Origin of the sequence: Mycobacterium sp. 050128 (assembly GCF_036409155.1) — a bacterium.
Taxonomy (GTDB): domain Bacteria; phylum Actinomycetota; class Actinomycetes; order Mycobacteriales; family Mycobacteriaceae; genus Mycobacterium.
Window position 1 is genome coordinate 1,446,670 of record NZ_JAZGLW010000001.1, and the last position, 12,772, is coordinate 1,459,441.

General features: G+C 63.0%; 10 protein-coding genes. 3 read left to right on the forward strand and 7 right to left on the reverse strand.

What is annotated here, in order from left to right; translation table 11 throughout:
• Positions 1 to 39: 39 nt before the first annotated feature.
• The 7 genes from SKC41_RS07000 to SKC41_RS07030 all read right to left on the reverse strand — a co-directional run bounded on the left by SKC41_RS07000 (position 40) and on the right by SKC41_RS07030 (position 5,892).
• Complete coding sequence (locus SKC41_RS07000) at positions 40 to 360, reverse strand: DUF1330 domain-containing protein (protein ID WP_330976965.1); 321 nt, start codon at positions 358 to 360, stop codon at positions 40 to 42.
• Positions 361 to 422: 62 nt separating this feature from the next.
• Positions 423 to 1,502: a calcium/proton exchanger gene (gene cax, locus SKC41_RS07005; protein WP_330976966.1), complete on the reverse strand. Its 1,080-nt coding sequence runs from the start codon at positions 1,500 to 1,502 to the stop codon at positions 423 to 425.
• A gap of 49 nt (positions 1,503 to 1,551) precedes the next feature.
• A complete protein-coding gene (locus SKC41_RS07010) occupies positions 1,552 to 2,406 on the reverse strand; it encodes a transglutaminase-like domain-containing protein (RefSeq protein WP_330976967.1) in 855 nt (284 codons plus the stop codon).
• A gap of 130 nt (positions 2,407 to 2,536) precedes the next feature.
• Entirely contained in the window at positions 2,537 to 4,159 is a 1,623-nt protein-coding gene (locus SKC41_RS07015) for a CocE/NonD family hydrolase (protein ID WP_330976968.1), read from the reverse strand.
• A gap of 35 nt (positions 4,160 to 4,194) precedes the next feature.
• Positions 4,195 to 4,437, reverse strand: a complete 243-nt coding sequence (locus SKC41_RS07020) for a hypothetical protein (RefSeq protein ID WP_330976969.1) — start codon at positions 4,435 to 4,437, stop codon at positions 4,195 to 4,197.
• A gap of 76 nt (positions 4,438 to 4,513) precedes the next feature.
• On the reverse strand, positions 4,514 to 5,509 hold the full coding sequence (locus SKC41_RS07025; RefSeq protein WP_330976970.1) for a glycoside hydrolase family 6 protein: 996 nt from the start codon (positions 5,507 to 5,509) through the stop codon (positions 4,514 to 4,516).
• Between the two features lie 122 nt (positions 5,510 to 5,631).
• Positions 5,632 to 5,892: a hypothetical protein gene (locus SKC41_RS07030; protein ID WP_330976971.1), complete on the reverse strand. Its 261-nt coding sequence runs from the start codon at positions 5,890 to 5,892 to the stop codon at positions 5,632 to 5,634.
• A 483-nt stretch (positions 5,893 to 6,375) separates the two neighbouring features.
• Here SKC41_RS07030 and SKC41_RS07035 point away from each other — a divergent pair, with 483 nt between their 5' ends.
• The 3 genes from SKC41_RS07035 (at position 6,376) to SKC41_RS07045 (ending at position 12,769) form a co-directional block, all read left to right on the forward strand.
• The gene (locus SKC41_RS07035; RefSeq protein ID WP_330976972.1) at positions 6,376 to 9,351 is read left to right on the forward strand and encodes a S8 family peptidase; all 2,976 of its coding nucleotides are present in this window, start codon (positions 6,376 to 6,378) and stop codon (positions 9,349 to 9,351) included.
• Positions 9,352 to 9,677: 326 nt separating this feature from the next.
• Positions 9,678 to 10,841, forward strand: a complete 1,164-nt coding sequence (locus SKC41_RS07040; protein WP_330976973.1) for a patatin-like phospholipase family protein — start codon at positions 9,678 to 9,680, stop codon at positions 10,839 to 10,841.
• Positions 10,838 to 12,769, forward strand: a complete 1,932-nt coding sequence (locus SKC41_RS07045) for a S8 family peptidase (protein WP_330976974.1) — start codon at positions 10,838 to 10,840, stop codon at positions 12,767 to 12,769. The genes SKC41_RS07040 and SKC41_RS07045 overlap by 4 nt, the downstream gene beginning before the upstream one ends.
• Positions 12,770 to 12,772: the final 3 nt, after the last annotated feature.

Here is a 12,772-nt window from a genome sequence, read left to right on the forward strand (position 1 = left end):
AAGAGGACTCCCCGGATACGGCGACCCTCAATAAGCGGATTATCGACTTAGGAGTGGCCTGAGGTCGTCAAGGCGGTCGAAGAGGTGCCAGATGTATTTCGACGATCCGTCCTCACGGTGCGGATGCAGATCGGCGAGTTCCGGGTCGGTGCAGTAGTTGTCGAAGGCTTCTCGCGATTCCCACTCCACCAGGATCAGCACCTGACGCGGTTCGATGTCGCCGAGAACCGCATGCTGGAACTGGCCCAGCGCGACAACGCGACCACCGTGCTTGGCTACCTCGGTGGGCGACCGCCGCGAGTAGGCGCGGTACTCGTCGGCGTCGGCGATGTCGAAGAGGTTCAAGGCATAGACGCTCATGTCAAAGACGTTACGTGTTCCTGCGATTCGCCGCTCTTGAGGGCCGGCCCTGCAGATGCGGGTCAACCCCACCAGAACGCTGCGGCGATGATCCCGTAGAGCACGACGAGAGTGGCGCCTTCGAGCCACGTCGATTCGCCGTCGAACGAGATGAACGCGGTGAGGATGACGGCGAGCAGCAACGCCACCACCAACATCGGGCTGAAGACCAGGGTCAGCCCGGCCATGCCGGTGACCTGCGAGATGAGCACCAGCGCCGGTCCCAGCACCAGCGAGATCTGCAGTGGCGAATTGAGAACGACCGAGAATGCGTACGCGGATTGTCCTTTGGCGGCAAGCTGGATGCCGACGAAGTTCTCTACCGCGTTGCCGGCGATCGCGACCACGACCAGGCCTGCGAACACCTCGGAGATGTTGAGTGCGTGCATGGCCGGTTGCAGCGCGTCGACGAACCACTCCGACACGAAGGCCGCCAGAACCCCGGCGCCGGCGAGCATGCCGATCGCGAGCCAGACCGGCCAGCGCGGGTGTTCATGAGATACAGCGGGCTCGGCCTCGTCGTCGTGCCGTCGCAACGATGCCGGTAGGGACAACGCGAACAAAGCGAGCAGCAGCACCGAAACGACGATCGACAGTGCGTCCTCGTGGTGGGAGGCCGGGGTGTGGACCCAGTAAGCCACCGACGGGATCGACAGCGCCGTAACCGACAGCAACATCAACACCGTCACGGTGCGGGCACGGTGCGATCCGAGTTGCTGAGTGCCGTGACGAAGTCCTCCGGCCACGAATGCGAGACCCAATACGAGCAGCAGATTGGCCAAGACGGACCCGACCAGAGCCGCGCGGACCACGTCGACCAGGCCATGCCGGAGGCTGAACAGGCAGATGAAGAGCTCGGGAAGGTTGCCAAGCGCCGACTGGAGCACCCCGGTGGCGCCGGCTCCAAAGCGGTCGCCGAGCTGATCCACACTGTGGCCGACCAGCGCCGCGAGCATACCCACCGCGGCGGCGGCGACCAGGAAGGTCAGCACCGAGTTCCAGTCGCCGAAATGGGCGAACCCCGCACCCAGCACGAACACCGCCGAGAGGAGCAACAGGATTCGGTCGGACCGGACCAGTACGGGCGTGGCGGCGTCCGGCATGGACCAACCTTAATGCCCGGCGACGCGAGATCGCGACCGCTCCTCGCCCCTACCCCAGGCTGACGAGTTGCTCGACCGAGTCCTTGGGTAGCTCACCGTCGACAACCGCGGTGACGGTCATGTTTTGCAGGTTGATGGCGCCGCCATGGTTGTCCAGGAAAGCGGTGTCGGCGGCATCCCGGCCCGTGGCAATACGGACCATGGACTGGCGAGGGGCCAGGCAGGTGGCGTCGACGACCTGCCAGACACCGTCGATCAGTGCCTCGGCCACGGCGTGAAAATCCATCGGCTGGCAGCCCGGCGCATACACCGCAACCAGTCGGGCCGGGACATGGACCGCCCGCAGCAGCGCGATCACCAGATGGGCATAGTCGCGGCACACGCCGGCGCCCGCGAGCAAGGTGTCGGCGGCCCCGTCGATCGGATCACTAGAACCGGGAACATAATTCAGCCGGGTGCCGACCCACGACGAGACCTTCTCGAGCAGAGTCACCGAGGTGCCGTACTGCTGGAATTCGGTTGCGGCGAACCCGAAGAACTTGTCGGCTTCGGCGTACCTGCTCGGGCGCAAATAGGTGATGGCGTCGATATCGGTGACGGGGTCGGGGTCCGCGTGGCCGAGAACCGTCGCTTCGTATGACAGGGTCACCGTTCCCTTGTCGGCCGGCACGAGATGAATTCGGGTCTGGTGCGCGCCGATGATCTCGCGCGGTTCGACGGCCTTGCCGTTGTGCTTGATGGTCAGCGACTCGCTCACCTCGATGCCGGGTTGACGGCTGACCGCGATCTGGAAATCCAGCACCGCGGGTTCGGTCACCTCGACTTCCATCTCCGCGCCAACGCTGCGGCTGACGTCGGACGTGCTGCCGTCGTTCGTCGCGGTGCGACGTCTCCATGCAGGCATACGATCAAGCCTCTCGTCAAAGCGAGCCGAATCCCGCGCGCTGCTTGGCAGGGCTTTCGTTTACGCACTTTCTACCGCACAACGCCTCCGGCCGCTCGTCGGCAGCCAGTACGGTTCGCGTCGGGGCGCGTCACTCGTGCGGCCCCGTCTGCACGACGGGCAGGTCCAGACGCGACGCCGCGTGCGCGACGGTGTGGCGTGACTGCTTCATCGCGAGGGCGGTCAGTGGCGGTTCGCCCGTGCCGAGATTGCGGGCGTAGTGCGGGTGCGAGCCGCCGGCAATCATCAGCCTGATCCTTGTCCCGGCTCGGAAGCGGTGGGCGATGGCATCCAAAGTGATTCGCACGGTTGGGTCTTGGTCGACACGGCGTACGAAGCCCTCGGAAACATTGCGCGAGCGACCGCGCGAATCGACCTCGCTGAGCCGGACGAAGACATCGGCGTGAGGATTGTCGGTGGAATGTTGCAGTTCCACCGATGGCGTTCCGATGACCTCCCAGTCGTGCGTCAACGGCGCTGTAGTGAAGGTGATCACGTCGCGTCGGAGGCTCAGTGCGGTGTCGTCCCGATACCCGACATTGGAAGCGGACAGCAGCGGCCCGCCGATCGTCGGAGTGGGATCGGCGGGGTCGTAGGTGAATCGTGACGCCGACTCGTCGGTGACCGCAGCTCGCGACAGCGCGGCACCCGGATTGAGATACAGCGTGCGGGTTCGGCTCGCGGGTGGCCAGTCGGGTAGGTCGCGCCAGCCCGGTCCGCCCGTGACGAAGATGCGCACCGGACTCCGCGCCACCGAACTCTCGCCGGCGAGATGCCTTGCCAGCCATGGCAGTGTCTCGCGTGTGATCAGTCCGGCCGACTTACCCAACATCTCGAGGTGTGTCCACGCACCGATGTGCAGCGCGGGATTTGACCCGTTGGCCTTCAGCCGCCGATACTGCTCGAGCGTCTGGCCAAGGAACAGGTCCTGCCACCCACCGATCAGCAACACCGGAATCCTCGTGCGGTCCGGGGCCGCCTCGACGTCGGCGCGCCGCCAGTACTCGTCGCTGACGCCGCTGTGTTCCAGCGCGTCTTCGTACCACGATGCTCCCGCCCCCAGCAGGTCCCGTCCGCTGCGGCCCAACGGCAGCCGGTTTGCCGCCGCCCGCACACCACGCTCGGAAGTGAACTGCCGCAGCGTCCTTCGCGCGGGGCCGCCGATCTCTTGATTCGCGACCTGAGCACACCACCACAACACGTTGTTCAAGGCGAGCCCGCCGTTGCGTGCAATGAGCGACTTGGACTCGTGGGGTCCGACGATGATGACCGCGGTGACAAGTTCGGGGGGCGGGTCGACGAGCAGCGCCCATTGGGTGAAGCCCAGATACGACTGGCCGATCGTGGCGAAGGTGCCGGTGAACCAGGGTTGGTCCCGCAGCCACGCCACAGTGTCGGCCCCGTCTTCGACCTCGTGCGTGGCCGGTTCGAATTCGCCATCGGAGCCGAATGTGCCTCGCACACTTTGTAATACGACGTGATAGCCGCGTTGGGCATATAGCTGGGCGTATATCCACGACACCGGAGCGCCGCGGCCGTACGGGCAGCGCAGCAGTAATGTGCCGGCCGGTGTCGCGGTCCGCGGCAGGTAGTGGTCGGCGCGAAGGACGACGCCGTCACGCATCGGCACGGGTACGCCTTTGCGCACCGAGTAGTCGGTCGTGGCCGGGGGCAAGCCGAGCATGCGGTTCATCGCGCGATCGACGAGTCGCATTCGCGCCGAGCGTCCAAGCGTCGGCACATCTCGAATCAGCTCGTCTGGCATCGTGTTTCCCGGTGCGTCCAGAAATGCCAGCGATGTTCGTCGGCGAACGCCCTCCAGCCGTCGGTCGACGCGCCCGCGAGAATCAGCGCGATCGCATCGCCGACAAGGGCCTCGCTCTGCGGTTCGGTGATCCGGCCCGAGGTGACCAGGCCGCCGATGCCCTGGACGCCCGCGTTGCGGGCGGCATCGGATGGGTCGTTCACCTTGGCTGCGAACATCAGCTCCAATAGTGCGGGCTCCGTGCCGTCGCGGTAAACCCCATCGACGTCAACAGCGGTGATGACCCTGTGAACCAGGGGCCGGCTACATGCCAGCCTTGCTGGCCATATCGATGGCGTACTGGTTCACGAAGGTGCCCGCGGGCGGATCGCCTTTACCGCACGACCCGTCGGATTCACCCGGGCGTTTGATCCACAAGTAGGCGTCGGCGTGCGCGCCCGCGGTCGACGCGGTAGGGGCAACGCCCAAAGCCCGGCCGCTGGGGTTGCACCAATTGAGCTCGGCGTCGGGCGCCGGCCCGGCGCCGTTGCGCGAGGTGTCGATCACGTAGTGCGAACCATTGGTCAGCCCCGAAATCGCTTCGCCATAACCGATTTCGTCCTCGGTGGTGAAGAAGTTGGCGGTGTTGACGCTGAAACCCCGGGCGTGGCCGACACCGGCCTGGTTGAGCCGGCCGGCCATGTCCTCCGGGCTATGCCAGCGCAGGTGACCCGCATCGACGTAGACCGCCGCGTTCGGATCCCGGGTCAGCGTGTCGACGGCATAGCGAATCAAGTCGAAGCGTTCCTGGCGCGCATCACCCGACAGGCAGTCGGCCATGGCGAGCGCATCGGGCTCGACGATGATCGCCACTCGCGAGGCGCCGATGCCGGAAGCGATGCCGTCGATCCAGCCTCGGTAGTCGGCGCCCGACCCGAGGCCACCGGCGGCGAAACTGCCACAGTCGCGATGCGGGATTCCATACAGCGACAGCACCGGGATGGCGCCGGCGGCATTCGCGTCGCCGACGTACTTTCCGACGGTGCCCGCCGAACCCCCCGGCACGATCCAGTAGGCCTGCGGCGTGTTGGCGATCGCAGTCAACTGGGGACTCGGCGGGTCGGCGCTCTGCGCGGCGCGCATCGCCGCCGACGTGGGGTTGACGTAGAACGGCGCCCCGGCCAGCGGGTTGCCATCGCTGGTCAGGCGTACCGACGGCGCCGGACCGGCCTGCAGCGCAACACCTAGCCAGGCGACGGCCGCGACAGCCAGAAAGGGCGGAATCCACCCTGCGAGCACACGAGCAGCAAAGAACATCACTCCAGGGAAATTAGCGTGCCATGACATCGAGGGCGAATCGCGGGTGGCAGTTGCGGCCGGGCAGCTTGATGACGCACTGCCCGGGCTTTGCCCGTCGGCCCGATCGGACAATAGGGACTGCGTCAGCTGATCCCCTGAAGTCCTCGTCGAGGGGTGTGGATGTCACCGCGAGCGCTCGCATCGATCATTGGAATCGCTCGTACCGGCGGCGGTTGCTCGGCTACTTCTGGCCGGGCGCTTTCGCGCGACAAGGTCAGGTGCCCCGGCGCCGGGGACAGCGCCGATTCCCGGTACGTGACGGCATGGCGACCTCTGGTTCCGATGGACGCCTCGAGCGCGGCCACCTTGGAGGCGATCCCCGACAAGCGTGCGTCAAAAGGCAAGACCGTCAAGCTAGTTGGCATGAGCAACAACAGCGCACAACGTCACGCCCAATTGAGCCTGTTGCTCGCCCGCCGCCCACCAATAACTGCTGTTAACTTGAGATGACCTGTCCGATATCGCAATTCGGTGGCGACAAGGCCTGTTAAGAGACAGAGCGCCGAAACATGCTGCACACCAATGGTTAACTCTTCCGATCCTTGCCACGTCGACAAACATGATGTGCGTAGGGCAATACAATCTTGCTCGGATTGACGTAAGGCCGTCTTTGCGGTAGACCGTCTGTCCTGCAACAACATTCGAAAGTTTGCGCTTTCGGGTCTGCCTGTTTAGTTTCATCAGATCAACCCGATCGCGCGAGAGCTGCGGCGATCTTGAATCGCCAGCTATTCCTCAGGGGTTCAATTAAATGTTGCCTAATCCATGGGCACATAACACCATCGCGCGCTAAGCCATATCCACTTGAGCGCACGAGGAGGTCACCGATGACCGATCTTGACGTCAACTCTTTCGTGCCCGGTGAGGCAGTTGTCCACCTGAAAGCCGGCGACCTGGTACGCCAGTTGCCCGTCTACGGCGCCGCGCCGCTGAAATCCAACGAGCCACCTCCGACGCGCGTCGGACTTGATGATTTCGATGCTGCGTTGAAGCCGTTCGGTGTACGGGCGTTGTTTCGCGTATTTGATGCGCCGGAGTTCCCGCAGCTCGCTGGCATCGTCGTCGTCCGATTCGACGAACGGAACAAGGTAGAAATGGTCCTCGCGGCCCTCAATGAATTGCCGTCTGTCATCGAATCATCGATGCACGCGTGCCTCACAGCCTGCGTCGTACCCGACGACCTCCGATACGGGGACCAGTGGGGCCTGCCAGAGATTAACTGCCCGCAGGCCTGGGGTGTCACGACAGGTGACCCCGCAGTGGTGATTGCCGTCATCGATACCGGCTGTGACTTCAACCATCGCGACATAGCCGATCATCTGTTGCCCGGCAGAAACTTCATTACCCCCGGCCAAAGCCCCCAGGACGATGATGGTCACGGCACCGAGATGGCAGGGGTCATCGGCGCGCTTACCAACAACACCTACGCAGTCGCGGGTGTGATGTGGGCGTGCAAACTACTGCCGGTCAAGGCAGTCCCCGCCGGGGGAAGTGTCGCTGCCTCTACTTACGCGCAGGGGATTGTGTGGGCCGCTCAATCCCCGCAGTCTGCCGCAATCATCAACTGCTCCTACGCCGCTCGCGCCGAAGACGTCTCCCTGAAGAACGCCGTCGTCACCGCGGGTACCGCGGGGGCACTTGTCGTCACCGCGAGCGCCGACCTGCCCTCTGGGGTTTCGGCCTACACCCCATATCCCGGCAAGTACGCCGAAACCATGGACCATGTTGTTTGCGTGGGCGCGACCGACTCAAACAATAAACGCTCTACGTACTCGAACTACGGGTCCTGGCTGACTCTGGTCGCTCCTGGGGACGGGATCTGGACGTTGCACCTTGGCGACGGTGGCTCAACGGAGGTCTCCGGCACCTCGCTATCAACCGCTTTCGTCAGCGGCGTCGCCGGCCTCATTCGCGCCGCTCGCCCAACGGCGACCGCTTTCGACATCAAGCGGCAACTCCTCGCCGGTGCGCGGCCCCTGGGCGGCCCCATTCCCAACCAGAACTACGGATATGGACTCGTCGACGCATGGGGATGTCTGCCACAGCTGAAATTCGCCTTCCAAGCCAGCAACAGCCCGACTATGTTTGTGGCCTCCTCGAGCGATGGCAAGATATTTCGCCAGGACAGGTATTCCGCGCATCAGGTCGGCCAGTGCACCGCATTCGCACAATTCGGTGACAATCTGTACGTCGCTTTCCAGGCAGCTGACGGTACTAATAACCTGGTCGTCGCATACACCACCGATGGCAAATCCTATGTCCAGCCCCTCGCTATTCCGACTGCCAAGCTGGGCAACTGTGTCGCGATGGCGAGCTTCAATGAGAAGCTCTACCTCGCTACCCCATCGATCGTTGCCAGCGAGAACCGCAGTCTGGTGGTCTTCACGTCCAGCGACGGCGAGCAATACCAGGGCATTGTGCGTCCCAATTTCAACCTGGGGAACTGTGCCGCGATGGCGACCCTGAACAACACGTTGTACTTGGTCTATCAGGCCAATGACAGCAGCAAAAAGATGTACCTCACCTCCAGCAGCGATGGCAACACCTGGCAACCAGCCCGCAGTTCCGGCAACATTCAGTTGGGAAGCTGCGTCGCGATAACCGGTTTCAACCAAAAGCTTTATGTCGCCGCGCAGGACTCGAGCGGCCACCTGGCCATCTTGTCCTCAAGCGACTTCAGTACCTTCCAGCCCGTAACAGGCGGTCCCTCATCAATTCCCATGGGAAACACCGTCGCGGCGGCCGTTTTCAACCACAACCTCTACGTCGCTTACAAGAACCTCAACGGCGATCTGCTGGTCGTCTACTCCCCCAACGGCGACAACTGGTCACCGGTGATGGAATTTAGCAGTATTCAGTTGGGCAACTCTGCCGCAATGGCCGTCTTCAGAAGCCCATACCTTGCACAGCTGAAACTCATCTTCCAAGCCAGCATCGGCGACGACATGGTTTTGGCCTCCTCCCGCGACGGCGAGACATTTACCCAGGCCCAGCATCCCGAAATCCAGATCGGCCAGACCGTCGGAGTCGCACAGTTCAATGACAGCCTGTATATGGCCTTCCAGACACCGAATTCCACCGACATGTACGTCGCCTCCGCCGCCGACGGCCTCAACTTCGGCCAGCAAACCCGCATTCCCACTGGCCAGTTGGGCAGCGGTGCCGCGATGGCCGTCTTCAAGAACCGGCTCTACCTCGCCGCCCCGTCGGTCGCCGCCGGCCACAACCGCAACCTAATTGTCGCTGCGTCGGGTGACGGCGCGCAGTGGTCGACGACCGAGGTGACCACCATCCAGCTGGGAAGTAATGCCGCGATGGTGCCCTTCATCAATGACAAGCTGTACTTGGCCTATCAGAACAACAGCAATCAAAATCTGATGGTCGCCTCCAGCAGCGACGGCAGCACTTGGTCGGCAAACGAAATCCGTATCCCTGTGGATCGCTGCATCGCGATGGCCGTTTTCAATAGCGTGCTTTACGTCGCCGCACGGGATTCCAATTTGAATCTGAATATCGCTTCGTCGAGAGACGGCATCACCTTCACGGGGGTGTACCAAACGCAGAATGCGGGGAATAGCCTTGCGATGGCCGTTTTCGATGGCAAGCTGCACATCGCCTTCCAGCACAATGTCACTCACAATCTGCAAATCGTCTATACCGTCGACAGCACCCACTGGTTCGGACCCGTCGAGCATCGCGATATTCAGTTGGGCGACTGTGCCGCGATGGCCATCTTCGAGGACCCTGCTCGGGCGCCTACCCCTCGTGATCTTGTATCAGCGGCTCAAGCGGGATTGGGCTAAGGTCGGCCCGTTTGGTCATGTTTTGGCACCGTCCGAACAAAAGTGTCGCCGCCAACGCGCTCACTGACCAGTGGTCGGTAACGGACGAGATCAACGCGCAAGCGAACGAACACCCCCTCACTTCCTAAAGTTGTCTCCGACAGCAAGTCGAGTAGCCGACTACTCGTGCGCAAGCTCGGTCATCCGCCCTAGCGTCGTCAGTGCCACTACGAACCACACCAATTGCGTCACTTCACTTCTGGAAAGTGGGGCCGCCGCGGACTTCTGGTGTCGCGCGATCGTGCGTTCCGCGACACCTCGTTATCAGTCGACGAATGGGACTCGAAATGACCAGTGCCAACTTGGACGAGTTGATCACTCCGGTCCGGCAAGCACAGGACGACGGAGATCGGCAGCCGGAGAAGGGCCGGGCGCTTTGCCTATCCGGCGGCGGCTACCGGGCGATGGTCTTCCATGTTGGAGTGCTCTGGCGGCTCAACGAGGTCGGCCTGCTGGCGAAGCTCGACCGCGTCTCCAGCGTCTCGGGCGGTTCGATCACCGCCGGCGTTCTCGCGAAGAATTGGCAGCAGCTGACATGGGACACCAAGCAGGTCGCCAGCAACTTTGACGAACAGTTCGTCAAACCCGTGCGAAAGATGAGCGCAACCGCGGTCGACGTCAAAGCGGTTCTCGAAGGAATGCTGCCTTTCGGTGATTCCGCCGCCGGCCGCGTCGCGGCTGCCTATCGCAAGCACCTCTTCGGTGCCACCAGCCTGCAACAACTGCCCGACAAGCCGCGGTTCATCTTCAATTCGACCAACCTGGAGTCCGGGGTGCTGCTGCGGTTCAGCAAGCCCTATCTGGCCGACTATCGCGTCGGGAGAATCATGAATCCCGACGTATCGCTGGCGGTCGCGGTCGCCGCGTCGTCGGCCTTTCCGCCCGCGCTGTCGCCCTGCACGCTGCACCTCAAGGGCCAGACCTGGATCGACGAACAAGGCAACACACTTACCGGGCCCGGCTTCCGCGACGAGATCAAGGTGACCGACGGCGGCGTATACGACAACCTCGGGCTGGAAACCGCGTGGAAGAGATACACGTCGATCATCGTCAGTGACGCCGGCGGCGAAGTCGCCGCCGACGACGATCCCCCGACCGATCCGCTGCGGCAGACGGCTCGGGTTCTCGACCTCATCCACAATCAAGCCCTTGCGATGCGCAAGCGCCAAGTGATCGGCTCGTTCAAATCCGGTCTGCGACAGGGCATGTACATCGGCATCCGCAGTCAGGTCGCGAAATACGGCGGGGCAGTGCTGCCGGCGAACCCCGATCGAACCCGCGAACTGGCCGAGGTGAAAACGCGGCTTGCGCCGCTCTCCGACGCCGAGCAAGAGCGACTTATCAACTGGGGCTACGTCATCTGCGATGCCGGCCTGCGGACCCACATGTCCGGTGAACTCACCGATCCCACGAAGACCGAACTCCCCTATCCGAACGAGGCGTTGACATGAACGGGGAAACTTCAATCTCCCGAAAGTTGGTCGATTACATCCTGGTTGGCGCCGGCTCGAGCCGACGATACCTGCAGGGCTCACCGATCTTGGGTGATGTGTGGACCGCGTACGTGCAAGACCTGAGCAAGCCGGTCGACCTGCTGATCACGTCGTACAAGGGCAGCTCGGCCAACGCCCTGGCCGCGGAGATCTTCAAACAACTGCAAGGAATCCGTCGCGGTGTCGTTCATGGCGACGATCCGAGGGTCGCGCCGGTGCAGAACTATGTAGCCGCCCGGTTGTACTTCGATGAAGTGATCCGGGTGCTGATCCCGATGACGAAGTGGTGGCTGGATCCGAAGACCCGCAACGAGATCGACGCGTGGATGAGTTCAGATAACTCCGACGGCGAATGCGGACCCGACAAGATCGCTCAGACGGTCGACGATGTGCGGGTCCTGGTCGCCGCATGGAACAAGGGTCCCCAGGACCTCGACGAATTGTTCAAGGATCCCACGGTCGGGATCCGCAGTCGGCGCACGGCATTCGAGCGCTTCGTCGCGTTATGCGCCCTGGTCTTGATGGTGCAACGCCCCCCGGAGGAGACGGACCGCGAGCCGCTGACGCCACGGGTGTTGACCAAAGTTCAGAGGAAAACGCAGGGCCTGTTGGTCGACACCAGCAACGACGACTTGCGCGAGCTCGTCGTCGATCTGATCTCCACCGATATGGCCCCGGCAGAGGCCGCGAAGGTCTGGCAGATCTCGCGGAACCGTCCGGCGTCCACCGCGATCATGAAGTCGGTGCCGGCCGTGAAGGCCGACGCGGCCCGCCGCCTGTTCGACCTCGACTGCACCCCGATCACCTGGGCGGTCATCGATTCCGGGATCGACACGCACCACATCGCGTTTGGGAAGCACCCGGTCCGCAAGACATACGACTTCACCTATTACCGCGAGGTCGTCAACCTCAGCAATGTCGACGACGTCGTTCGCAAATCCAATCTCAAGGCGATCGAGACCGCTCGCAAGGACAACCCACTCCCGCCGAGCGCAGACCGCAAGCTGAAACAGATCGCGACCGCCGCGTATCACGGTCAGCCGATGCGGTATGACCTCATCGCGGAGTTCCTCGAACTCGGCGTCGAAGGCCCGCCCCCACCACCACCGTCCAGCGAACACGGCACTCATGTCGCCGGCATCATCGCGGCCGCAGTCGACGAAGCGGGCGGAAATCTCGTCACCGGCATGTGCCCGGGTATCAATCTTTACGACTTGCGCATCATCGGATCCGATAAAGAGGACACCGAGTTGGCGGTTATCGCGGCGCTACAGTTTGTCCGGCACACCAATGAGTTGGCGGGCGACATGCAGATCCAGGGTGTGAACATGAGCCTGTCGATCGAGCACGACGTGCGCAATTACGCATGCGGGGCGACCCCGGTCTGCATGGAGGCCGAGCGACTCATCGACAGTGGGGTGGTCGTCGTCGCCGCCGCCGGCAACTTCGGCTACCAGAACATCATGGTCAACGACCAGCCGTTCAATAACTACCTCGCCTTCAGCATCACCGACCCTGGCAATGCAGAGCGCGTCATCACGGTCGGATCCACGCACCACTACAAGCCTTTCACCTACGGCGTGAGCTACTTCTCCAGCCGCGGCCCTACCGGTGACGGACGACCGAAGCCGGACCTTGTCGCACCCGGCGAGCGCATCTATTCCCCAGTGCTGGAAAATGATTGGGGCTATCTGGACGGCACCAGCATGGCCGCACCTCACGTCAGCGGCGCCGCAGCACTACTGATGGCACGCTATCCAGAACTCGTCGGACGTCCCGACAAGGTCAAGAATATTCTCTGCGAGACAGCGACCGATCTCGGACGAGAGCGCAACTTTCAGGGTCACGGCTTACTCGATGTTCTTCGCGCCTTACAGAGCCAATGAGGT

Coding starts and splice junctions, on each gene's coding strand:
- SKC41_RS07000 (WP_330976965.1), bottom strand. CDS start 360: ATGAGCGTCTATGCCTTGAACCTCTTCGACATCGCCGACGCCGACGAG.
- cax (WP_330976966.1), bottom strand. CDS start 1,502: ATGCCGGACGCCGCCACGCCCGTACTGGTCCGGTCCGACCGAATCCTG.
- SKC41_RS07010 (WP_330976967.1), bottom strand. CDS start 2,406: ATGCCTGCATGGAGACGTCGCACCGCGACGAACGACGGCAGCACGTCC.
- SKC41_RS07015 (WP_330976968.1), bottom strand. CDS start 4,159: ATGCGACTCGTCGATCGCGCGATGAACCGCATGCTCGGCTTGCCCCCG.
- SKC41_RS07035 (WP_330976972.1), top strand. CDS start 6,376: ATGACCGATCTTGACGTCAACTCTTTCGTGCCCGGTGAGGCAGTTGTC.
- SKC41_RS07040 (WP_330976973.1), top strand. CDS start 9,678: ATGACCAGTGCCAACTTGGACGAGTTGATCACTCCGGTCCGGCAAGCA.
- SKC41_RS07045 (WP_330976974.1), top strand. CDS start 10,838: ATGAACGGGGAAACTTCAATCTCCCGAAAGTTGGTCGATTACATCCTG.